This window comes from Actinomadura rudentiformis (genome assembly GCF_008923185.1).
In the GTDB taxonomy this organism is placed as follows: domain Bacteria; phylum Actinomycetota; class Actinomycetes; order Streptosporangiales; family Streptosporangiaceae; genus Spirillospora; species Spirillospora rudentiformis.
On sequence record NZ_WBMT01000015.1, the window covers coordinates 110,283 to 130,669 of the forward strand.

Annotated in this window: 20 protein-coding genes and 1 tRNA gene; 5 read left to right on the top strand and 16 right to left on the bottom strand. The window is 67.9% G+C overall.

Features of this window, described 5'->3' with window-relative positions; all coding sequences use genetic code 11:
* Nucleotides 1-274 precede the first annotated feature (274 nt).
* The 7 genes from pknB to F8566_RS29495 all read right to left on the bottom strand — a co-directional run bounded on the left by pknB (nt 275) and on the right by F8566_RS29495 (nt 9,567).
* Nucleotides 275-2,092 carry a Stk1 family PASTA domain-containing Ser/Thr kinase gene (pknB, locus tag F8566_RS29465; RefSeq protein WP_151565108.1) on the bottom strand — a complete coding sequence of 606 codons (1,818 nt, stop codon included), beginning with the start codon at nt 2,090-2,092 and terminating at the stop codon, nt 275-277.
* Between the two features lie 22 nt (nt 2,093-2,114).
* On the bottom strand, nt 2,115-3,434 hold the full coding sequence (locus F8566_RS29470) for a serine/threonine-protein kinase (RefSeq protein ID WP_151565109.1): 1,320 nt from the start codon (nt 3,432-3,434) through the stop codon (nt 2,115-2,117).
* Between the two features lie 198 nt (nt 3,435-3,632).
* On the bottom strand, nt 3,633-5,090 hold the full coding sequence (locus F8566_RS29475; protein WP_151565110.1) for a penicillin-binding transpeptidase domain-containing protein: 1,458 nt from the start codon (nt 5,088-5,090) through the stop codon (nt 3,633-3,635).
* Between the two features lie 52 nt (nt 5,091-5,142).
* The gene (locus F8566_RS29480) at nt 5,143-6,729 is read right to left on the bottom strand and encodes an FtsW/RodA/SpoVE family cell cycle protein (protein ID WP_151565111.1); all 1,587 of its coding nucleotides are present in this window, start codon (nt 6,727-6,729) and stop codon (nt 5,143-5,145) included.
* On the bottom strand, nt 6,726-8,327 hold the full coding sequence (locus F8566_RS29485) for a Stp1/IreP family PP2C-type Ser/Thr phosphatase (protein ID WP_151565112.1): 1,602 nt from the start codon (nt 8,325-8,327) through the stop codon (nt 6,726-6,728). The genes F8566_RS29480 and F8566_RS29485 overlap by 4 nt, the downstream gene beginning before the upstream one ends.
* A complete protein-coding gene (locus tag F8566_RS29490; protein ID WP_151565113.1) occupies nt 8,324-8,803 on the bottom strand; it encodes an FHA domain-containing protein FhaB/FipA in 480 nt (159 codons plus the stop codon). The genes F8566_RS29485 and F8566_RS29490 overlap by 4 nt, the downstream gene beginning before the upstream one ends.
* Nucleotides 8,804-8,814: 11 nt before the next feature.
* A complete protein-coding gene (locus F8566_RS29495; protein ID WP_151565114.1) occupies nt 8,815-9,567 on the bottom strand; it encodes an FhaA domain-containing protein in 753 nt (250 codons plus the stop codon).
* 133 nt (nt 9,568-9,700) lie between these two features.
* Here F8566_RS29495 and F8566_RS29500 point away from each other — a divergent pair.
* A tRNA-Leu gene (locus F8566_RS29500) sits at nt 9,701-9,783 on the top strand.
* A gap of 533 nt (nt 9,784-10,316) precedes the next feature.
* On the opposite strand, the gene F8566_RS29505 is transcribed toward F8566_RS29500, so the two are convergent.
* Nucleotides 10,317-10,793 (bottom strand): pyridoxamine 5'-phosphate oxidase family protein, encoded by a 477-nt coding sequence (locus F8566_RS29505; RefSeq protein WP_151565115.1) that lies wholly within the window; start codon nt 10,791-10,793, stop codon nt 10,317-10,319.
* 10 nt (nt 10,794-10,803) lie between these two features.
* Nucleotides 10,804-12,183 carry an MFS transporter gene (locus tag F8566_RS29510; protein ID WP_151565116.1) on the bottom strand — a complete coding sequence of 460 codons (1,380 nt, stop codon included), beginning with the start codon at nt 12,181-12,183 and terminating at the stop codon, nt 10,804-10,806.
* A gap of 142 nt (nt 12,184-12,325) precedes the next feature.
* Here F8566_RS29510 and F8566_RS29515 point away from each other — a divergent pair, with 142 nt between their 5' ends.
* The gene (locus F8566_RS29515; protein WP_151565117.1) at nt 12,326-12,922 is read left to right on the top strand and encodes a TetR/AcrR family transcriptional regulator; all 597 of its coding nucleotides are present in this window, start codon (nt 12,326-12,328) and stop codon (nt 12,920-12,922) included.
* A gap of 106 nt (nt 12,923-13,028) precedes the next feature.
* Here F8566_RS29515 and F8566_RS29520 read toward each other — a convergent pair whose 3' ends face one another.
* The 3 genes from F8566_RS29520 to F8566_RS29530 are packed head-to-tail and all read right to left on the bottom strand — an operon-like array spanning nt 13,029 to nt 15,453.
* Nucleotides 13,029-13,805 (bottom strand): ABC transporter permease, encoded by a 777-nt coding sequence (locus F8566_RS29520; RefSeq protein WP_151565118.1) that lies wholly within the window; start codon nt 13,803-13,805, stop codon nt 13,029-13,031.
* Entirely contained in the window at nt 13,802-14,761 is a 960-nt protein-coding gene (locus tag F8566_RS29525; RefSeq protein ID WP_151565119.1) for an ATP-binding cassette domain-containing protein, read from the bottom strand. Before F8566_RS29525 ends, F8566_RS29520 begins: the two co-directional genes overlap by 4 nt.
* A gap of 26 nt (nt 14,762-14,787) precedes the next feature.
* A complete protein-coding gene (locus F8566_RS29530) occupies nt 14,788-15,453 on the bottom strand; it encodes a DUF4097 family beta strand repeat-containing protein (RefSeq protein ID WP_151565120.1) in 666 nt (221 codons plus the stop codon).
* Nucleotides 15,454-15,759: 306 nt separating this feature from the next.
* On the opposite strand from F8566_RS29530, the gene F8566_RS29535 reads away from it, so the two are divergent.
* Entirely contained in the window at nt 15,760-16,344 is a 585-nt protein-coding gene (locus tag F8566_RS29535) for a TetR/AcrR family transcriptional regulator (RefSeq protein WP_225993637.1), read from the top strand.
* A 187-nt stretch (nt 16,345-16,531) separates the two neighbouring features.
* Here F8566_RS29535 and F8566_RS29540 read toward each other — a convergent pair whose 3' ends face one another.
* The 3 genes from F8566_RS29540 to F8566_RS29550 all read right to left on the bottom strand — a co-directional run bounded on the left by F8566_RS29540 (nt 16,532) and on the right by F8566_RS29550 (nt 18,423).
* Nucleotides 16,532-16,999 (bottom strand): hypothetical protein, encoded by a 468-nt coding sequence (locus F8566_RS29540; protein WP_151565121.1) that lies wholly within the window; start codon nt 16,997-16,999, stop codon nt 16,532-16,534.
* 262 nt (nt 17,000-17,261) lie between these two features.
* A complete protein-coding gene (locus F8566_RS29545; protein WP_151565122.1) occupies nt 17,262-17,699 on the bottom strand; it encodes a hypothetical protein in 438 nt (145 codons plus the stop codon).
* A 58-nt stretch (nt 17,700-17,757) separates the two neighbouring features.
* Nucleotides 17,758-18,423 carry a DUF4097 family beta strand repeat-containing protein gene (locus F8566_RS29550; RefSeq protein WP_151565123.1) on the bottom strand — a complete coding sequence of 222 codons (666 nt, stop codon included), beginning with the start codon at nt 18,421-18,423 and terminating at the stop codon, nt 17,758-17,760.
* A 230-nt stretch (nt 18,424-18,653) separates the two neighbouring features.
* On the opposite strand from F8566_RS29550, the gene F8566_RS29555 reads away from it, so the two are divergent.
* Entirely contained in the window at nt 18,654-19,409 is a 756-nt protein-coding gene (locus F8566_RS29555) for a GbsR/MarR family transcriptional regulator (RefSeq protein WP_151565124.1), read from the top strand.
* A gap of 278 nt (nt 19,410-19,687) precedes the next feature.
* A complete protein-coding gene (locus F8566_RS50185) occupies nt 19,688-19,843 on the top strand; it encodes a hypothetical protein (protein WP_192809918.1) in 156 nt (51 codons plus the stop codon).
* Between the two features lie 58 nt (nt 19,844-19,901).
* Here F8566_RS50185 and F8566_RS29560 read toward each other — a convergent pair whose 3' ends face one another.
* Nucleotides 19,902-20,375, bottom strand: coding sequence for a hypothetical protein (locus F8566_RS29560; protein WP_151565125.1), 474 nt, complete (start codon nt 20,373-20,375; stop codon nt 19,902-19,904).
* Nucleotides 20,376-20,387: the final 12 nt, after the last annotated feature.

Here is a 20,387-nt window from a genome sequence, read left to right on the forward strand (position 1 = left end):
TCGCCTCACCGCGAGCCTTCGCTCTGGCCTCAGGGCGAGCCTTCCTGGCAGCGAGCTCTCCGGGCATACACGGCGCCCTAGCGAGGGTCATGGGACAGCAGGCTGCCCATCCGCCGGGGTGCTCTTGGTCGTCGAGCGCATGCCACACCTGACCCAGCGCATGCCACACCTGACACGGGTCACGTCGGTGTCCCCGCTGGCCGAAAAGAAGACGACAAATTGAACGCCCGGCCCCTGGTTGCAGGGGCCGGGCGTTCAGCGAGTGGAGGGCTTGTCAGCCGCCTTCGCCTCCGATGTCAGGCGGGGAGATGCCGGGCGACGGGCTCTGTTGCTGCTCCTTGGGCGCGACGATGATGGTCACCGTCTCGCCCTGGGCGAGCGTGGAGCCGGCCGGAGGGCTCTGCTGGTAGACGAAGCCCGGCGTCACGGTGGTGCCGGGCGGCGGGGCCACGAACTCGATCTTGCACCTCAGCCGCATCCGCTTCAGCTCACCGCAGGCCGCCCTGGCGCTCTGGTTGGACAGGTCCGGGACCTCGACGTTCTCGGTGCCGCTCGAGTAGAAGACCGTGACGATCGAGTTCTTCTTGGCCTGCTCGCCGCCGGACGGGTTGGTCCGGATGACGTTGCCCTGGTCGACGCTGTTGGAGCTCTCCTGCTTGGTGATGACCCGGAAACCCTTGGAGGTGAGCTCCTGCTGAGCGTCGTTGAGGGACCTGCCCTTGACGTCAGGGACCTCGACCGTCGAGGGCGGCTTCCTGCCCTTGGAGATGACGAGGGCCACCGGGGTCTTCGGCGGGACCTCCGCTCCCGGCGCCGGGTTGGAGCTTATGACCGAGCCGTTCTTGACCTCGCTGCTGAACTGCTCCGTGGTCTCGCCGACCGTCAGTCCCGCGGCCTCGATCGCCTTGGTCGCGGCGGACTGCGTCTGGCCGACGATGTTCGCCGGAACGGCGACATCCGCGGGCGTGTTGCCCTTGTTATCGTCGCCGCTGCTCAGGAGCACTCCGATCAGGGCGGCGCCGCCGATGAAGAGGACGGCCAGAGTGATCCACAGTGCGGCCTTCTTGCCTCCGCCGCCGCCACGACGGTCGAGGTCCTGGTCGTCGTACTGGACCGGCGGCAGGTCATAGCCGGTGCCGACCGGGCGCTGCGACTGGGTGTGCGGCGGCATGGCGCCCATGACCTGGGTGCCCTGCGGGTACTGCTGCTGGCCGCCCATGAGCATGGTGGAGGCGGCGGTGGACGCGATGGGCTGGCCGTGAAGGGCCCGCTGGATCTCCTGACGGAACTCCGTGGCGTCCTGGTAACGGTGGTCGGCGTCCTTTGCCATCGCCTTGAGGACGATGGCGTCGGCCCACTGGGGGATCTCGGGGTCGACCTGGGACGGCGGGACCGGCTCCTCGCGGACGTGCTGGTAGGCGATCGCCACCGGGGAGTCGCCGGTGAACGGCGGCTGGCCGGTGAGGAGCTCGTACAGCACGCAGCCCGTGGAGTAGATGTCGCTCCGTGCGTCCACGCGCTCGCCGCGCGCCTGCTCGGGCGACAGGTACTGGGCGGTGCCGATCACCTGGGCCGTCTGGGTCATCGTGGACGCCGCGTCATGCATGGCCCGGGCGATCCCGAAGTCCATGACCTTGACCTCGTGATTGCGGGTGAGCATCACGTTGGCCGGCTTGATGTCGCGGTGCACGATCTGGCCGCGGTGGCTGTAGTCGAGGGCACGCAGGATGCCGTCGGTGATCTCCAGCGCCTTCTCGGGCATGAGCGCGCGGTTCTCCCGGAGGAGGTCGCGCAGCGTGCTGCCGTCCACGTACTCCATGACGATGTACGGGATCGAGGTGTCGCCGATCGTGTCCTCGCCGGTGTCGTACACGGCGATGACCGACGGGTGGTTCAGCGACGCGGCCGACTGGGCCTCGCGGCGGAACCGGGCCTGGAACGTGGGGTCGCGGGCGAGGTCGGACCGGAGGGTCTTGACGGCGACCACACGATCGAGGCGCAGGTCTCGGGCACGGTAGACCTCGGCCATGCCGCCGCGCCCGATGACGCCATCGAGCTCGTAGCGGCCGCCGAGCAGCCGAGGTTGACTCATATGTGCACTTTCCCTCGTACGTCTACACCTTGTCCTCCGAACCTAGCTCCCCGCTGTCGCTTGGTGAGGGAACCGGGCTCAGAGTCGGCGGAGTCGTGGTGCTTTCCGCCGGTGTGGGTGTTGGGGCGGTGGGAGTTTCCTTGGTCGGTTTCCTGGTGGGCTTCTTCTGGGACGTTTTGGACGGCCTGGAAGTTGACGGGTCGGCGGGAACTATTGGCCGCCGCCCGTTCGTTGGTCGCGGGTGTACGGTCGGTGTGGTCGTGGACGGAGGCTCGCCGCCGGGTTGTACGGCCGGCAGCGGGCTCCGGGTCTCCACGAGACCCGCCGAGCTGAAGCCGCGCCACAGTGAGCCGACCACGATGACCCCGAGCAGGACGACGCCTGCGGTCACCGAGGTGTACATCAGCGCCGAGCGTCTTTGCCCGGGCACCTCCGTGAGGTTATCCGGCGTAGCGCCGCCGTCAAACTGCGGCAAAGCCGCATGATCTCCACCGAGAACGACCTGATCTCCATCTCCACCGAGAAGCAGAGCCTGGCGGATCATCTCAGCACGGTCGGCCGTCTGGTTCGCACCCGCTGGGCGTTCGGCCGGGGCCTTGGCGAGCAACGCGGTGATCAGCGATCGAACCCCGGCCGGGACGGACGGCGGCAGCTCCGGCGGGGCGTCGCGGACGTGCTTGAGCGCGATGCCCACGGGAGTGTCGGCGTCGAAGGGGGCGTTGCCGGTCAGGCACTCGTACGCCACCACGCCGAGCGAGTAGAGGTCCGACGCGGGAGTGATCTCCTGGCCGGAGGCCTGCTCGGGCGAGATGTAGTGGGCGGTGCCCATGACCATGCCGGTCTGCGTCTGCGAGCTCGTGGCCGACAGCGCCCGGGCGATCCCGAAATCAGTGATCTTGACCGTGCCGTCGGAGGCGATCATCAGGTTGGCCGGCTTGACGTCGCGGTGCACGATTCCGTGATCATGCGCGACCGCCAGGGCCCGGGCGGCCTGCGCGACCAGGTCGAGGGTGGCCTCGGGCGTCAGCGCGCCGGTGCGCTCAAGGATGGCCGAGAGCGGCTCGCCGGGCACCAGCTCCATGACGAAGTAGGCCCGGCCGTCCTGCTCGCCATAGTCGTACACCTGGGCGATGCCGCCGTGCCGCAGCCCGGCCGCGAAGCGCGCCTCCGCTCCGAACCGCCCGCAGGCGCGGTCGTCGGAGACCAGTTCCTGGCGCAGGAGCTTGACCGCCACCTCGCGGGCCAGCGCCTCGTCCTCGGCCCGCCACACTTCGCCCATACCGCCGGTGGCCAGCAGCTCCAGCAGCCTGTACCGCTCGTTGAGCAGGAAGTCACCGCTCATGCGGCCTCCTCTGCAACCCGCGCCACCGGTGCCGACGCACCCGCACCGCCCCCACGCCGTTCGACTGAGCCGCCGTCAGTCTAGGCGCGCTCATGCCGGCGCTTGGGCGGCTTTCCGTGGTCTGCGCCACCCGGGGTGCGGCATGCGGCACCGGCGCGGCCCCGTGGGACGCGCCGGTGGGCGGGGTGGCGGGCCTGCTCAATCCTTGCGCACCGCCTGCATGATCTTGCCGGCGACCGGACCGGCGAACTCGCCGCCGGAGCCGTCGCCCACGGTGTAGACGGCGAAGGCGTAGCGGGGGTTCTCGACGGGGGCGAAGCCCACGAACCAGCGGTTGTTGAACTCGACGCCGTCGATGTCGGCGGTGCCCGTCTTGCCGGCGATGTTGAACTGGGCCAGCGACTTGCCGGTGCCGGAACGGACGACCTCGCGCATCAGGTCGGCCAGCTGGTCGGCGCTGCCGGCGGACATGGCCTGGCCGAACTCCTTCGGGTCGGCTTCCTCGATGACGTTCTGGCTGTCACCGGACACGACCTTCTCCATCAGGTAGGGCTTCATGATCTTGCCCTTGTTGGCCGCGGCGGCGGCGACCATCGCCATGTGCAGGGGGGTGGCGGAGTTGCTTCCCTGGCCGATGGACGCCAGGGCCGTCTGGGCGCCGTCGGCGTTGGGCAGGGTGAAGGTGCTCTTGGCGGACGACATGTTCGGCTCCACCTCGATGCGCTGGTCATAGCCGAACTTCTTCGCCGTGTCGGTGACCTTGTCCTTACCGAGTTGCTGCGAGCCCAGGATGCCGTAGGTGGTGTTGCAGGACTCGGCGAACGTGACGATGAGCGGGGCCTGGCCCTGCTCGCAGGCGCCGCCTTCGTGGCTGTTGGGCAGCGTGGTGTTCGTCCCTGGCAGCAGGAAGGTCTTGGGCGCCGGGACGCTGCTGTCCTTACTGATCCCGTTCTCCAGGGCGCTGGCGGCGACCACTGCCTTGAACGACGAGCCGGGGAAGTTGACCTCGCTCATCGCCTTGTCGACGTTGGGCTTGGCCCGATCCCGGTTCATGGCGTCGAACCGCTTGACGCCTGCTTCACCCGTCTGCGGGGCGACCGTCGTCGGGTCGTAGGAGGGGAACGAGGCCAGCACCTTGAGCGCGCCGGTCTTGATGTCCATCACCACGGCCCCGCCCTCGCGGGTCGTGCTGGCCTTGAGCGCGTTGTAGGCGACGCGCTGGGCCTGCGGGTCGATCGTGGTCTGGACGTTGGCGGCCTTGGCCTTCTTGCCGATGAACGTGTCGAACCACTCCTGGTTCGCAAGGCGCTTGTCCTGGCCGCTGAGCAGCAGGTTGTAGGCCCTCTCCAGCCCGCCGGAGCCCCCCGAGTTGGTGAAGTAGCCGGTGATCGGGGCGAAGATCTCGCCGTCCTTGTAGACCCGGCCGTACTTGGGGTTGCTCTTCTTGGTCTCGATCGACGTCACCAGGACGTCCGGGCCGGCCATGATCGTGCCGCGCGGCTCGTTGAAGAGGTTGAGGTACTGGCGCGCGTTGTTGCGATCGGTGCGGAGCTTGTCCGCCTGGCTGCCCTGCACGTAGTTGACCTGTGCCATCAGCCCGAAGAACAGCAACAGGCCGAAGATCGCCACTCGGCGAAGCGGCTTGTCCATGTTCATGAGTGATCGCTCCACATCCTGCGTTCGACGGGCGTGCCGTTCATGACGTTCCCTACCTCGTGCTCACGATCTGGGTCATGCCCTCGTCCTGGATCGCCTGCGGGGCGGGCTTGCGCGCGTCGTGGCTCATCCGGACCAGGATCGCGATCAGGATCCAGTTCGCCATCAGCGAGGACCCACCCTGCGAGAGGAACGGTGTCGTCAGACCGGTGAGCGGGATGAGCCTGGTCACGCCACCGACGATGACGAACACCTGCAATGCCAGTACGAACGAGACTCCACCCGCGAAAAGTTTCAGGAACGGGTCGCGAGCGGCGATGGCGGTCTTCATACCGCGTTGCACGATCAGCGCGTATACCAGCAGCAACACCATCAACCCGGTCAGGCCGAGCTCCTCGCCCAGCGAGTCGAAGATGAAGTCGCTGAAGGACAAAGGTGTGCGCCAGGGCTCGCCCTGGCCGAGGCCGGTGCCGAGGACGCCGCCCTCGCCGAGCGAGAACAGGCCCTTCAGCAGCTGGCCGCTGTCGGAGTATTCACCGCCGAGCTTCCTGCATGCGGTCTGGCCCGGGAGTTGGCTGCCGGCGGCTGCGGCCTGCTTGTAGAGGTCGGTGTCGGGATTGACCGGAACGACCTCACCGCTCTTGACCAGGCAGCCGCCGTCGAAGTACGGGCCGGGGTTCTGCCAGATGTCGATGCGCTGGTTGACGTGGCCCATGAACGGCAGCAGCGTGGCGACGAAGATGCCGATGGCGAGCAGACCGACACCGATCATGACCCAGGAGACCCGCTGCGTGGCGATGTAGAGCATCGACACGAACAGTCCGAAGTAGAGCAGCGCGGTGCCCAGGTCCTTTTGGACGAACAGCACGCCCAGGGCGAAGAACCAGATCACCATGATCGGGCCCAGGTCACGGGCGCGGGGCAGGCTGAGCGGCCCGATCTTCTTGCCGATCAGCGACATCGCCTGCCGTTTGTTGACCAGATAGCCCGCGAAGAAGACGACCAGCATCAGCTTGGCGAACTCGCCGGGCTGCACCGAGAACGGGCCGATGAAGATCCAGACACGGGCGCCGTTCACCTGGCCGCCGAGCCCCGGGACGATGGGCAGCAGCAGGAGGATCATGGCCGAGAGGCCGACGATGTAGGTGTAGCGCTGCATGGTCTTGGGGCTGATCGCGAAGCGGCCCTCACCGTTCTTGGTGTCCCGCATGATCAGCACCGCCACCACGAACATGGCGATCCCGATGAACGTCCACATCAGCTGGCCGGGTGCGGACGCCTCGTCCTCGGCCAGCTTCTGGCCGGCCGCCCTGGCGTCGAGCTTGGTCTTGCTGGTGTCCAGGTCGAGCCGGTAGATCATCGCCAGGCCGATCCCGTTCAGCGCCACCGCCAGCGGCAGCAGCAACGGGTCGGCGTACGGGGCGAACTTCGCCTGGACGAAGTAGGCCGCGAAGCCCAGGATGACCAGGCCGCCGCCGTACAGGGGAAGCCCGAGCGGGAGGCGGCCGTCGCGCGCCAGGCCGACCTCGGCGAAGGCGGACAGCGTCAGCACCATCGCGAAGATCAGCAGCGCCAGTGACGCCGCGTTCCGTTTCGTGTACGGAAGCTGTGCTCGGATCTGCTGTCCGATCGAACTCATTGCTTGTTGGCCCCGTCCTGCGGGCAGTCCTTGACCTGCGGGTCCTTGGCCACGCACCGGTCCCGGAGCCGGGTCAGGTCGATCAGCTTCCGGTCGGCGGCGGCGACCCCGATGAACGAGTACATGCCCTTCGTCACGGCGTCGGCGTCGGCCTGGGGCAGCTCGGCCGTCTTCAGCTCGCTGGTCTTGACCTTGGCTTCCTTGCAGCTCTTCTGTTCGCGGCCCTTGATGATGACCACCTTGCCGCCCTCCTGCTGGAGGGAGTACTTGCAGACGACCGCCTTGAGGTCGTTGACGGCGGCGGGGCCCTTGACCTCGTAGGTGTCCTGGACGGCCTGGGCCCGGTCGACGGGCAGATCGGCGAGCAGGATCGGCGGGTTGGGCTGGTCCCTCTGGGCGGCCTTCTTGGACAGGGGAAGGCCCGGGACCTTCTGGGGAGTGCCGCGGAAGAGGACGGCCTGCCCGTTCTCCGCGCCGATGTAGTAGCCGCCCTGCAGGTACCTCACGACGGCGAAACCGCCGGCGATGAGCGCAATCACGACAACGCCGGCGGTCACGATCAGCCAGGTCCAGCGGCGGATGCCACCGCCGGTGGCCCGCCGCTCGTCGCGCCGCGACATCGGCTGCGGCATCGTGCCGGGAGGCGGTGCCGCGCCCATCGGCTCGTTCATCGGGCCGGCTGGAGGCGGCGGCATCTCGTCCACCGCGACCGGCGGCTGAGGCATGGTGTCGCGCAGTTGCGCGGCGCGTCCGGCCGGCGTGTCGACCGCCGTGGGGGCCGCGCCGCCGGGACCGCCTCCGGGCGGCTCCGACGCGGGCGTGGCGTTGGCCGCCGCCCCCACCGCTCGTCCGGGACCGGTCGGCGGCTGCTGCTGGCCCAGGTCGACGACGTCGGCCACCACGCAGGTGATGTTGTCGGGGCCGCCGCCGCGGTTGGCCAGGTCGATCAGGTTGCGGACCGCCTGGTCGGCGTCGTCCACATCGGTGAGCACCTGGAAGATCGTCTCGGCGGTGACCACGCTGGACAGGCCGTCGGAGCACAGCAGATAGCGGTCGCCGACCTTGGCCTCGCGCAGCGACAGGTCGGGGTCGACCTCGCCCCGGCCGTCGAGCGCGCGCAACAACAATGAGCGCTGGGGGTGCGACGCCGCCTCGTCCGGGCTGATCCGGCCCTCGTCCACGAGCGACTGGACGAGGGTGTGGTCGTGCGTGATCTGGAACAGGCTGCCGTCGCGCAGCAGATAGGCGCGGGAGTCGCCGATGTGCACCAGCGCGACCTGGTTGCCCGCCCACAACATCGCCGTCAGCGTGGTGCCCATGCCCTGCAGGGCGGGGTCGGACTCCACGATGCGGTGCAGGTTGTCGTTGGCCGATTTGACCGTGTGCTCGAGCGCGGCCAGCAGCTCGGTGGCGGGCAGCTCCTTGTCGAGCTTGCGGAGCGCCTCGATGGCGGCGGCACTGGCGATCTCGCCGCCGACGTGCCCGCCCATCCCGTCGGCCACCGCGAGCAGGTGGGCGCCCGCGTAGGCCGAGTCCTCGTTGCCCTCGCGCAGCATGCCTACGTCGGAGCGCGCGGCGTAGCGGATTCCCAGAGTCATTTGCGCAGCTCGATCACGGTCTTGCCGATACGGACCGGCACGCCCGGGGGCACCGGCATCGGCCGGCTCACCTTCGTGCGGCCGAGGTAGGTGCCATTGGTCGACCCGAGATCTTCCACGATCCACTGACCGTCCTGCGCGTAAATTCGGGCATGCCGGCTCGAAGCGTAGTCGTCGGTCACCACCAGCGTGGCGTCATTCGCCCGACCGATGGTGATCGGCACCCCCGTGAGGTCTATGACGGTCCCTGCCCGTTCGCCTTGGACGACGACCAGTTTCGTCGGGGCGCTGCGCTGCTGCTGAGCCCGCGGCTGCTTGGGCAGCTTGGCCGCTCTGGCAGGCTGGGGCTGGGCGGCCCGCGTGGCAGCCTTCGAACCGAACAGGTCGGCCCGGATCACACCGACGGCCGCGATGACGAAGAGCCAGAGCACCGCGAGGAATGCCAGCTTTATCAGCGTGAGGGTGAATGGGGTCATCGGAGTCGGGGTTACTCCCTGTCGCGGCGGAACACAAGGGTCGTTCGGCCCATCGTGACGCGGGAACCGTCGACGAGCGTCACCCGCCGTATTGGTTGACCGTTTACGAAAGAGCCATTGGTCGACCCTAGATCCACGAGAACGATTTCGGGACCTTCTACGCGGATCTCGGCATGGTGCCGGGATACGCCCGGGTCGACGAGTCGCAGGTCGCAGTCGGTGCCGCGGCCCAGCAAGGTCACCGGAGTATTGATCTCATACGTGCGTTGCGTCGCGGGCGTGCCCTCCACGGCCGTGGTGACCAACAGCCGCGGATTGCCGCCGAACGCCCCCGCCGGGCCCCGTGGCACGTCCGTCGGCGGCTGGCGGATCTCGCCGCCCTCCACCGTCGTGCCGCGGATGACGCCGGACCTGATCCGGAACATGCCCGTGGCCAGATCGCCGGCGTTCTCGAAACGGACACGCACCGGCCCCACGAAGGAGTACCCCTGCTCCTTCGCGTACTCGCGGGCCAGATTCGCCAGCTCCTGGCTCAGGCTGTCTGCGTACACCTGTAGCCGCTGGCCGTCCTGTTCCGAGATCTCGACGACGAAGTCGTTCGGCACCAGCGTCCGGCCCTGAGCCACGATCGCAGCGCGATCGTCCATCTCGCGCTGGACAGCACTGGCCACCTCGACCGGCTGCAGCTCAGACTTGAAGGCCCGGGCGAAGGCTCCTTCGACCATGCCCTCAAGCCTTCGCTCGAAGCGCTGAATGACGCCCACGGGCACCTCCCTTCCCCACTGGTAGACGATCGTATCGGTGCGAAGGTTCGCTCCAAGTATCTGGATACCTAACCACTGCTGGGCACGTGCTAGCCTTTTCGAGCACGCCCCAAGTGGGCCGATGCGACACCCTGGGCGGGTGGCGGAACGGCAGACGCGCACGGTTCAGGTCCGTGTGTCCGAAAGGATGTGAGGGTTCAAATCCCTCCTCGCCCACTCGGAGTTCGGAGTGGTGTGGTCGCGGGCTGAAGCCCGTCACCCCGCCACTCCTTCGTTGTGTTTGCCTGGAGGGCGACCCCCAGACCCCCGATGTGGGGGCTCCGCCCCCACGCCCCCGATGGGGCTTCGCCGCATACCCCGGCGCCTTCGGGGGTGCGAGCCTTCCGCAGCGTCTTCTGGTGAGCTCTTCGCGGTGTCGATCGCACGCCTCGACGCGCGGGCCGCTGGGGTGCGCGGACGTGCGTCGCGGAGGGGTGCGAGAGGACATGTCCTTACTCTCCCTGGCCTGGAGCGCTCTGGCCACCCGTCCTGGTCACGGCTTTACCTCTGGCGGGATGTTATGCATGGATTTGTGCGTTTCGGAGGCTTACCGAGGTTCTGATCGCGAGACTCGCGCCCGTGATCTCTCTGCCCTTTGCCCGCGACGGAGATCTCGAATCTCTCGGATCAGCGGAGACGTGGACGTGCCCGATGACGGGTCGGTCCGCCGTCACCGGGCACGGTTAGTTGGGCATCTCAGTAGGAATGGTTTAGGACGGCTGCCAGATCTTGCTGCGGAGGTCCCTGCCTCGGATGACCTGGACGCGCCAGGGCTCGAGGCGCAGGACGTGGAGCTTGGGATCGGCGGGGCTCGTCCAGAACTGCCCCAGTTCGTAGCCCGCGCCCTTGGGGCTCGTCCTGCTGTAGAGGTCCCAGACGCGTTTCTTGATGTCGAGGTCGTCGACCCATTCGGCGACGGTGTCGACGGCGACCGCGTTCTGCCGCTTGGTCCAGTAGGAGAACGTGGTGTGCGGGTTGTTCGCCAGGTGTGCCTCTTTGACAGGGGTCTTGTACGTGGCGAGCCAGCCGACCGGCTTGCCGTCCACGACCTCCCAGATGGGGATCAGGACGCGGGCGCGCGGGCGGCCCTTCTTGTCGACCGTGGTCATCGTGGCGTAGACGATGTCGCCGATGTAGGCGTCGAACTCGTCCTGGAGCTCGGCGAAGGTCTTCACTTTCGTGGCCATGACGTTCTCCTCAGACCTGGGCGGGGACGGGCATGGGGGTTCTGCGGGCGAGGCCGGTGGCGGTGACGGCGGAGCCGATGACGGCCGCGGCGACAGGGACGATCAGGGCGGTGCGGAAGCCGTCGAGTCCGGCGCCGGCGGCGACGTTGACGGCGCTCACGGTCGAGATGCCGAGCGCCATGCCGAACTGGATCGAGGTGTAGAGCAGTCCGCCCGCCAGTCCGTGCTCCTCCTCCGCGATGCCGTCGGTGGCCGCGATGGTGAGCGGCCCGTACGTGATCGAGAAGGCCAGGCCGAGCAGCACCATGCTCGGGAGCATGAGCGTGTAGGCCCAGTCGAGACCCGCTGGAAGGAAGAGGGCGTAGGCCGCGACGGAGAGCAGCAGGCCGACGAAGATCACGCGGACGTTGCCGAAACGCTCGACCAGCTTGGGCGTCAGCGTCGGGGCGAGCACCGTGTCGATCCCGATCACCAGCATCGCCAGGCCTGTCTGGAGCGCCGACCAGCCGCGGAGTTCCTGCAGGTAGAGGGTCACCAGGAACTGGAAGCCGGCGAACGAGCCGACGAAGAGCAGGGCTCCGAGGTTGGCTCGGACCAGCGGACCCGATCGCAGGATGCCCAGCCGGACCAGCGGTGCGGCCGAGCGCCGCTCGATCATCACGAACGCGGCCAGGAGCACGAGGCCGACGGCGAATGAGGCGATGGTCCAGTTAAGGCCTTTCGTGGGGTGCTCCAGCCGCACGACGCCGTACGCCAGCAGCAGCATTGCGCCCGTCGCGGTGACCGATCCGGCGATGTCGAAGCGGCCGCGTTCACGAACGGCGTCGTCCTTGATGAGCGGGATCGCGGCCAGCAGGATCACCGCCGACAAGATGACGGGTGCGAAGAACACCCAGCGCCAGCCGAGCGCGGTCAGCAGGCCGCCGGCGACCAGGCCGAGCGAGAACCCGCCCGCCGCCGTCCCCGCGTACACGAGCAGTGCCTTGTTGCGCTTCGGGCCCTCGGAGAAGTTCGCGGTGACCAGGGACAACCCGGCGGGCGCCATGAACGCGGCGGCGACCCCGGTCACGAACCGCGCCATGAGCAGCTGCCAGCCCTCGGTCGCGAACCCGCCCAGGCCCGAGAACGCCAGAAAGACCCCGAGCCAGAACAAGAACATCCGGCGACGGCCCAGCAGGTCGGCGGCGCGGCCGCCGAGCAACATGAAGCCGCCGTAGCCGAGCACGTACGCGCTGACCACCCCGCTGAGCATCCCGGTGGAAAGTCCCAGGTCGGAGCGGATGGCGGGCAACGCCACGTTCAGCATCGCCACGTCGATCCCCTCCAGGAAGATCGCGCCGCACAGGACGAACAACACGCTCCACGCTCGCGCGTCCCATCGATCGGACATGCCGACTCCTTCGTCAGTTCTTTTTGGTAACCGGCAATAGCGTGGGACGGCTCGCGCGGGTCCGGAAGAACGCACTTTGCGGTGCGCTCGGTTACTCCAGAGGAACCACCAAGATTTGTATCGACCGCTATACAATGAGGTCATGAGCAGAACGCCCGGCCGCCCCCGCGCCTTCGACCGTGACGCGGCGCTGGAGAAGGCCCTCAGGGAGTTCTGGCGGCACGGCTACGAGGCGACCTCGATCGCAGGGCTGACCGCCGCCATGGGCATCCGCCCGCCGAGCCTGTACGCGGCGTTCGGCGACAAGCGGAAGCTCTTCGGCGAGGCCGTCGAGCGCTACCAGCAGACCCACGGCGCGTTCACCACGCGCGCTCTCGCCGAGGAGCCCACGGGCCGCCAGGCCATTGAACGTGTTCTTCGCGAGGCCGCCGTCAACTACTGCGATCCCGAGCACCCGCCCGGCTGCCTGATCATCACCGCCGCGATCAACCACGGCCCCGAGGCCGAGGAGGTCGAGGAGGAACTGCGCGCTCATCGTCTCGCCGCCAAACGGGCGTTCGCCGAACGTATCGAGAGCGACGTCAAGGCGGGCCGTATCCCGGCGGATACTGACGTTGAAGGACTCGCCACGTTCTATGCGGCGACGGTGCAGGGGATGTCGCGCCAGTCCCAAGACGGTGCCACCGCCGAAGAGCTCGACCGCGTGGCCACACTCGCCATGCAGGTTTACCCCGCATGAACGCCGCCTGGGCTGCGCTCTCCGCGGGAGTCGTGGTCCGCACTACAGAAAAGGCTCAGGGCCGTCAGACCTTTTGGTCTGACGGCCCTGTTCGGCCGGTTCATGGTCAGGCCTTGTTGAAGGTGTTCTTGGCCCAGAGGTAGGAGACGAGGGCGATACCGGTGCACCAGGCGGTGGCGATGGCGCCGCTGTTGCCGATCGGGGTGCCCATGAGCAGGCCGCGGAGGGTCTCCATGACGGGGGTGAAGGGCTGGTACTCGGCGAACCAGCGCAGGACGGTGGGCATGGAGTCGGTGGGGACGAAGCCGCTGCCCAGGAAGGGCAGCAGGATCAGCGGCATCGGGGCGTTGCTGGCGGCCTCGGGGGTCGGGGACTTCATGCCGAGGGCCACTGCCAGCCAGGTGATGGCCGCGACGAACAGGGTGAGCAGTGCGGTGGCGGCCAGCCATTCGATGGCGGTGGCGTTGGGGCGGAAACCGAGCGCGAAGGCGATGCCGATGACGGCGGCCATGCCGAGCAGTTGCTGGATGACGCTGCCGACGACGTGGCCGGTCAGGACCGAGGCGCGGGAGATGCGCATGGTGCGGAAGCGGGCGATGATGCCTTCGGTCATGTCGGTGGCGACCATGACGGCGGTTCCGGTCGCGGCGGTGGCGACGGCCATGAGCAGGATGCCGGGGACGACGTAGTTGACGTAGGCGTCGCGGCCGCCGCCGCCGAGCCCTTCGCCGAGGGTGCCGCCGAAGACGTAGACGAACACGATCAGGATGATGACGGGCGTGGCGACCAGCTGCACGGTCATGGACGGGTAGCGGAGCAGGCGCTTGAGCTGGCGCCGGACCATGGTGGAGTTGTCGCGCATGGCGAGGGTGAGGGTGCTCATCGGGTGATCTCCTGCTTCTGGCCGGTGAGGGTGAGGAAGACGTCGTCGAGGTCGGGGGTGTGCACGCTGAGGTGGGCCGGTTCGATGCCCGCCGCGTCCAGCTGGGTGAGCAGTTCGCGCAGCGACGCGACATCGCCGTCAGAGGGGACCTGCAGGGTGAGCCGGTCGTCGTCGGAGGGGTCCACGAAGCCCCGGCCGAGCACGCCGAGCGCGTTCTTGAGCGCGTTGTCGTCGGCGAACCGCAGTGACACGTGACCGCCGGGGATGAGGCGCTTGAGCTCGTCGGCGGTGCCTTCGGCGATCAGCCGTCCGTGGTCGAGGAGGGCGATGCGGTCGGCGAGCTGGTCGGCTTCCTCCAGATATTGGGTGGTGAGGAAAATGGTGACGCCGCTGGCGACCAGTTCACGGACGATCTGCCACATGGAGCGGCGGCTGCGCGGGTCGAGCCCGGTGGTGGGCTCGTCCAGGAAGATCAGGCGGGGGTCGCCGACCAGGGTCATCGCCAGGTCGAGGCGGCGTTGCATGCCGCCGGAGTAGGTTCCGGCCGGTTTGCGGGCCGCGTCGACCAGGTCGAAGCGCTCCAGCAGTTCGGCGGCCTTGCGCTTGCCGTCCTTGCGGGACAGGTGCTTGAGGTCGGCCATGAGGAGCAGGTTCTCCTCGCCGGTGAGCAGCTTGTCGACGGCTGAGTACTGGCCGGTGACACCGATCGCGCCGCGCACGTCGTCGGGTTGGCGAGCCAGGTCGTGGCCGGCGACCTGGACGGTGCCGCCGTCGGCGCCGATCAGGGTGGACAGGATCTGGACGGTGGTGGTCTTGCCGGCGCCGTTCGGGCCGAGCAGGGAGAAGATCGTTCCTTCGGGGACGGCCAGGTCGACGCCGTCGAGCACGACCTTTTCGCCGTTCTTGTCGCGGTAGGACTTGCGCAGCCCGGTCGCTGCGATGGCCAGGTTCGTCATGATGGGTGCTCCTTAGAGACTGCGGGTCACAGGCTGCGGGCGGTGATGTCGCCGTAGGCGGTGGTGGCGTGGATGGTGAGCCCGGCGGCACCGTCGTTCTTGAGGCCGTTCTCGATGCGGCCGTAGCTGGTGCCGGCGTCCAGCGAGGCCGAGACTCCCGGCGCCGCGGAGACCTCGATGTCGCCCATGTCCGTGCGCAGGACGACCTGGCCGCGTACGGCCTCGGCGACGCGGATGTCACCCTTGCTGGTGCTGATCTCCCCGGGGCCGGCGAGGCGGCCGACCTCGACGTCACCGGCGACGGCGGTGATGCGGGCGCTCGCGGCCTCGTCGACCTTGATCTGGTCGTACGCGCCTTCGAAGGTCACATCGCCCAGCCGTCCCACGGCCCGGAACTCGGTGGCGGCGGCCTTGGCCTCCACTCGTGAACCGGCGGGCAGCTGGATCATCACCTCGATGGACCCGGATGGGCCGAGGATCTGGTTCTTCTTGTGCGTGGCCTGGATCCGCAGGACGCCGTCGGCATATTCGACCGTGGTCTGCTCGGCCAACTTCACGTCGCGGCCCTTGGAGGGGTTCGCGGGCCGGACCTCGACCGCGGTGTCGGTGCGGTCGGCGGCGACGACCTGGACGCGTCCGGCGGGGATGTCCAGGACGGCGGCGATCGGGGCGGGGGTGTCGAACGTCTGCATCGTTCTCTCCTTGCAGGCTCGTTGTTTCTGATGTTGGAAACGCTACGTTGCCTTCAAGGATCTCGCAACGAGATCTTTGCATCCAAACAATATTTACGCAGGTCAAAGCAGTATAATCATTGCAACAACCATGGAGATTAACGCAACAACACTCATCTGATTGTTGCAATGGATTGAGGGTGAACGCTAAGCCGACCGGTGAGCGGAATGGACCGGCACGTGCCGTGCCGTTTCCAAACGCGATCAGTGTGGACGAAGTCGGGGCCCGTCGTCAACACGGCACGTGCCGTGCCGTAAAGTGGCGGCATGGTTGACAACCAAAGCGCCCGAGTCGCCGACAAGACCGAGGCCATCATGCGCACCACGATCGAGCTGGCCCAGGAGATCGGCTACGCCAAGCTCAGCATCGAGGCGGTCGCCGCCCGTGCCGGCGTCGGCAAGCACACGATCTACCGCCGCTGGTCCTCCAAGGGCGCCCTGTTCCTCGACTCGGTGCTGTCGCTGAACGTCTCACTCGACTACCCGGACACCGGCGACATCCTGGCCGACCTGCGCGAGCAGACCTACACGGCCGTCGATCTGCTGGGCCGGCCGCCGTTGGGTCCTCTGTTCCAGGCCCTCGTGGGCGAGGCCCAGCGCAATTCCAAGGTCGCTGCCGCACTCAACGAGCGCTTCATCACCCCTCAGGCGGAGAAGAGCGTCGCCCGGCTCAAGAAGGCCCGCGACGAGGGGCAACTGTCACCCGAGTTCGACCTGGACCTGGCCATGTCGATCCTTTCGGGGCCCCTGTACTTCCAGTTCCTGATCACGCAAGAGCCGCTGACGCACGAGTACGTGGACCGCGTGTTCGAAGCCCTCTTCGCTGGAATGAGGCCAAGGCATCACGAATAGGGGCTTGGCCAAGTCGGCCTCGCCGAGGTGCAGCGCCCGAGCACCCGAGCTACCGCCTGACCGGTACGGAGCGGATGGCCCCGCCCGGCCACGATGATGTCGTGCTGGGTGACGTCCTGCTGAGGCGTCAACCGCCACCTGGGCTTCCGCCTGCACCCACGGATGCCTTCTCGACCTCACCGGGCGCTCAAGCTGAGGTGACCACACACCAGGGGACGACATCGTCCCTGCGCTCGGAGAGCGAGTTCACGACCTGGGGCGCCGAGCCCGTGGAGTCCTCCGGGGTAGGCGCGAGTTTCCAGTCGCCGTCCCACTTCACGGTCGTGGTCCGGGCTGTGCGGGCGCCGCGCGCGGGGTCCCGCGACACCGTTTCGACCACCGCGGTCTGGGGCGTGTAGGAAACGATCCGAAACCCTGCGATCTGCGCCGCCTCCCCGTCCGATGGCACCTGACGGGAGGCCCGCACCCGCGCATAGGCCGCCTTGCCCTCGCCCGCCACGACCTGCTGCTCCAGGATCTTTTGCCACCGTGTCGACCGGTCGAGCCGCACGCTGATCTGCACCGCGGCGATCAGGGCCCCGCGCGGCGTGTGCGCGTAGCAGCGCGCAATGTCGCCCTGGATGTCCAGTGGTCCGACCGCCGGCGAGAACGGCACCGCAACGCCCCTGAAGCGCTCCCACCACACCTGCCTCGGCGCCGTCCGGGGAACGTCCGGGTGACTGTTGTCGGGACTACACACCTTTGCCCTCGCCGAACTCGCGGCCAAGGGCGCGGACTTCGCGGTGGCCGCGGTCTTCCTCCGGCCCTCCCCTGAACAACCGGCGACGCCCAGGACGACAACGAGGACCGGCAGACACGCTCTCTTGAATATGGGGGGTCACTTCGCACGGCGGATCTGACCGAAGGAACCTGACATGCTAGGCCCTCTTGATCACGCGGCCCTGCCCCGCACGGCGTTTGCAGGCACGCAAGTCCGGCGTTCTGAGTGCCAGGCGTGAGATGGCCGCGAGGGCTGAGGAAGAGAGTGTCAGCCGGGCGTGGGCCGTTCGATGGTAGTCACTGTGGGGGTCTGAAGAGCTGGCGCGGTTGGTGATTTTCAGCACGCGGCGCAGGCTGGTGCGTGCGCCGGTGGTGCTCATCGAGGCTTGGCGGCGACGGAGTGAGCGGTAGGTCGCGAGGGCGATGCGCTCCCAAGGGATCAGCCAGGCGATGGCGACCAGGGCGGCGATCAGCTCGGTGTGGACCAGGGCGTCGAGGAGTTCCTGGGCGGTGATCGTGTTGAGGCCGATGTTCCCCAGGCGGGCGGCAAGGCGGACGGGGGTGAGCTGCCAGAGCGCGAGGAGTGCTTCCTGCATTGCGGCCCACCACCCTTCCTGTCTGTCCGCCGTGATTGGTCATGAATGAGGTGCTCGGTCAGAGGCTGCGGGCGACGATGTCGCCGTAGGCCGTGGTGGCGTGGATGTTCAGGTCGGCGGCGCCGTCGTTCTTGAGGGCGTTGTCGATGCGGCCGTAGGACGTGCCGGCGTCCAGGGATGCCGAGACGCCGCGGGCGGCGCCGACTGACACATCGCCGGCCTGGGTGCGCAGCACGACCGTGCCGCGTACGGCCTCGGTGATGCGGATGTCGCCCTTTGTGGTGCTGACGTCCGCGGGACCGTTGAGCCGGCCGACCTCCACGTCACCGGCATCGGTGGTGAGGTGGACGCTCGCGGCCTCATCCAGCTTGATCGAGCCGTGTGAGCCCTCGAAGGCGACCTCGCCGAACCGTCCGACGCCCCGGAAGTCGGCGCTGGCCGCCTTCGCCTCGACCCGGGAACCGGCGGGCAGCTGAACCGTCACCTCGATCGATCCGGACGGGCCGAGGATCTGGTTCTTCTTGTTCGCCGTGGCCTCGATCCGCAGGACGCCGTCGGCGTAGTCGACCGTGGTCTGCTCGGCCAGCTTCACGTCGCGGCCCTTGGAGGCGTTGGCGGGCCGGACCTCGACCGCGGTGTCGGTGCGGTCGGCGGCGATGAACTGCACGCGTCCGGCGGGGATGTCCAGGACGGCGGCGATCGGGGCGGGGGTGTCGAACTTCATTGCGTTCTCCTTGCGGCTCGTCGTTTCGGATGTTGGAAAAGCTACGTTGCCTTCATGGATCACGCAACGAGATCTTTGCATACAGATGATGTTTCTGCTGGTGAAGGTCGGTAAATCGTTGCAGTGGTCTTGAGGGTAAAGCAACAGAGATTCCTCTCTCTGTTGCAATGAATTGAAGGTGAACGCTATCGTGGAGGTGCCAAGGCTCAAGGAGCACCAAGGAGATCGCGATGCCGGGAGGCAGGCTCACCCAGCAGGACCGCCAGCAGATCGCGCTGGGCTTGGCCGACGGCCTGGCCTACGCCGAGATCGCCAGGCGTCTCGACCGTCCTACCTCCACGATCACGCGTGAGGTGATGCGCAACGGTGGCCCCACTGCCTACCGTGCCGACCTGGCCCACCGCGCCACCGAACGCCGCGCCCACCGGCGCCGCCAGGGCACACCCCGAGAGCAAGCCGCAATCCCGCAAGCCCACGGACGCGATCCCGAGGCCGTGCGGGAGTACGAGGAGACGTTCACCACCGTCCTCATGCAGTCGGGGCTGCCCAAGATGATGGCCCGGGTGATGGGCTGTCTCTACACCACCGACTCAGGCAGCCTCACCGCGTCCGAACTCGCCCAGCGCCTCCAGGTCAGCCCGGCGTCCGTCTCCAAGGCGATCGCGTTCCTGGAGGGCCTGGATCTCGTCCGCCGGGAACGTGACGAACGCCGCCGCGAGCGCTACGTCGTCGACGACGACCTCTGGTACCAGTCGATGATCCGCAGCGCCCGGGACAACGCCCAGTTCGTCGAGACCGCACGGCAGGGTGTGGCCGTCCTCGGTCCCGGCACCCCGGCCGCCACCCGCCTGGAGAACACCGCCCGCTTCCTGGACTTCGTCACCGAAAGCCTCACCCGCGCTGCCGAACAGGCCCGCGAGGTCCTCCACACCAAAGCCGAACCGACCTCGGGCGACTCTGCCAAGACAGGTTCAGCCCGCGAATAGTCAGGCCTGTTTCTGCTGCTTCTTGAGCGCCGAGGCCATGGTGTCGAATCGCTGCGGCGACATCGTCGGCAGGTGCCGAGGGATGATGCTCGGGCCAACCCCTCAGGGCAGGCTTGGCAAGGCTGCCCAGCCCAAATGACTTGCGAGATCGAAGCGCACCAGGGACCCGTGCGTACTCCATGGGCCCCGTCCCCGGCCGTGTTCCTTCGCACGTTCGTCGGCTGCTCGGAACGAGGCGTCGCCAGGCTCGGGCCAGTAGCCAACCCGCGCATGGGCAGATGAAGGTCAGCAAGGGAAAGACCCACAGCGGCTGTAAGAACAGGGGATACCGGTCGCTCAAGAACCTCAAGCTCAAGACCGGCAGCGCCTGCGTTCACCTCTACGTCAGCGGCCGCCAGATCGCCAAGCAGTGCCACCAAATCAGCAAACGATGACCTGAGTGCGGCACTTCCGGGGCCGCAGACCAGTACGGTCTGCGGCCCCTCATCGTGGTCAGGAGGTGAGGTCGCCCACGGCGTCGGCGTAGTACGCGGACTCGGTCAGGTGGAAGGCGATCTGGCGGAACGTCCAACCGTCACCGGGCGAGCGGTCGAGCTGGTCGGGAGACAGGGCGTCCAAGCGGACCGTCCAGATCTGCGCGAGCCGGGTGAGGCGGCTGCGTGCCTCGTCCAGGTCCTTCTGCGTGAACGGGGCCAGGTCCGCAGCGTCGGTGAACGACGACGCGTGCCAGTGGTCGGGGATCGGCCCGACTCCGGCCAGGCGTGCCTCGACCTCGGCCAAGTGGTCCACCAGGTGGTCGGCCACGCGGCGGATCGCCTTGTGCGGGGTGTAGATCCGGTCGTCGATCGGGCAGGGTGTGCCGTCCCAGGCGGTCCAGGTGGCCGCGAGCTCCAGGACGTGATCGACCATCTCGTTGACGACCTGGGACGGCGGCCGGTCGTCGGTGGCCGGTGTTTCGTCTGCCATGGCCAGACGCTA

What these genes read in the sequence shown, in the direction of transcription:
- F8566_RS29505 (WP_151565115.1), bottom strand. Translation starts at nt 10,793, where the DNA reads ATGGCCACGAAAGTGAAGACCTTCGCCGAGCTCCAGGACGAGTTCGAC.
- F8566_RS29515 (WP_151565117.1), top strand. Translation starts at nt 12,326, where the DNA reads ATGAGCAGAACGCCCGGCCGCCCCCGCGCCTTCGACCGTGACGCGGCG.
- F8566_RS29545 (WP_151565122.1), bottom strand. Translation starts at nt 17,699, where the DNA reads ATGCAGGAAGCACTCCTCGCGCTCTGGCAGCTCACCCCCGTCCGCCTT.
- F8566_RS29475 (WP_151565110.1), bottom strand. Translation starts at nt 5,090, where the DNA reads ATGAACATGGACAAGCCGCTTCGCCGAGTGGCGATCTTCGGCCTGTTG.
- F8566_RS29555 (WP_151565124.1), top strand. Translation starts at nt 18,654, where the DNA reads ATGCCGGGAGGCAGGCTCACCCAGCAGGACCGCCAGCAGATCGCGCTG.
- F8566_RS29535 (WP_225993637.1), top strand. Translation starts at nt 15,760, where the DNA reads ATGGTTGACAACCAAAGCGCCCGAGTCGCCGACAAGACCGAGGCCATC.
- F8566_RS29490 (WP_151565113.1), bottom strand. Translation starts at nt 8,803, where the DNA reads ATGACCCCATTCACCCTCACGCTGATAAAGCTGGCATTCCTCGCGGTG.
- F8566_RS29550 (WP_151565123.1), bottom strand. Translation starts at nt 18,423, where the DNA reads ATGAAGTTCGACACCCCCGCCCCGATCGCCGCCGTCCTGGACATCCCC.
- F8566_RS29560 (WP_151565125.1), bottom strand. Translation starts at nt 20,375, where the DNA reads ATGGCAGACGAAACACCGGCCACCGACGACCGGCCGCCGTCCCAGGTC.
- F8566_RS29485 (WP_151565112.1), bottom strand. Translation starts at nt 8,327, where the DNA reads ATGACTCTGGGAATCCGCTACGCCGCGCGCTCCGACGTAGGCATGCTG.
- pknB (WP_151565108.1), bottom strand. Translation starts at nt 2,092, where the DNA reads ATGAGTCAACCTCGGCTGCTCGGCGGCCGCTACGAGCTCGATGGCGTC.
- F8566_RS29510 (WP_151565116.1), bottom strand. Translation starts at nt 12,183, where the DNA reads ATGTCCGATCGATGGGACGCGCGAGCGTGGAGCGTGTTGTTCGTCCTG.
- F8566_RS50185 (WP_192809918.1), top strand. Translation starts at nt 19,688, where the DNA reads ATGAAGGTCAGCAAGGGAAAGACCCACAGCGGCTGTAAGAACAGGGGA.
- F8566_RS29470 (WP_151565109.1), bottom strand. Translation starts at nt 3,434, where the DNA reads ATGAGCGGTGACTTCCTGCTCAACGAGCGGTACAGGCTGCTGGAGCTG.
- F8566_RS29480 (WP_151565111.1), bottom strand. Translation starts at nt 6,729, where the DNA reads ATGAGTTCGATCGGACAGCAGATCCGAGCACAGCTTCCGTACACGAAA.
- F8566_RS29525 (WP_151565119.1), bottom strand. Translation starts at nt 14,761, where the DNA reads ATGACGAACCTGGCCATCGCAGCGACCGGGCTGCGCAAGTCCTACCGC.
- F8566_RS29530 (WP_151565120.1), bottom strand. Translation starts at nt 15,453, where the DNA reads ATGCAGACGTTCGACACCCCCGCCCCGATCGCCGCCGTCCTGGACATC.
- F8566_RS29520 (WP_151565118.1), bottom strand. Translation starts at nt 13,805, where the DNA reads ATGAGCACCCTCACCCTCGCCATGCGCGACAACTCCACCATGGTCCGG.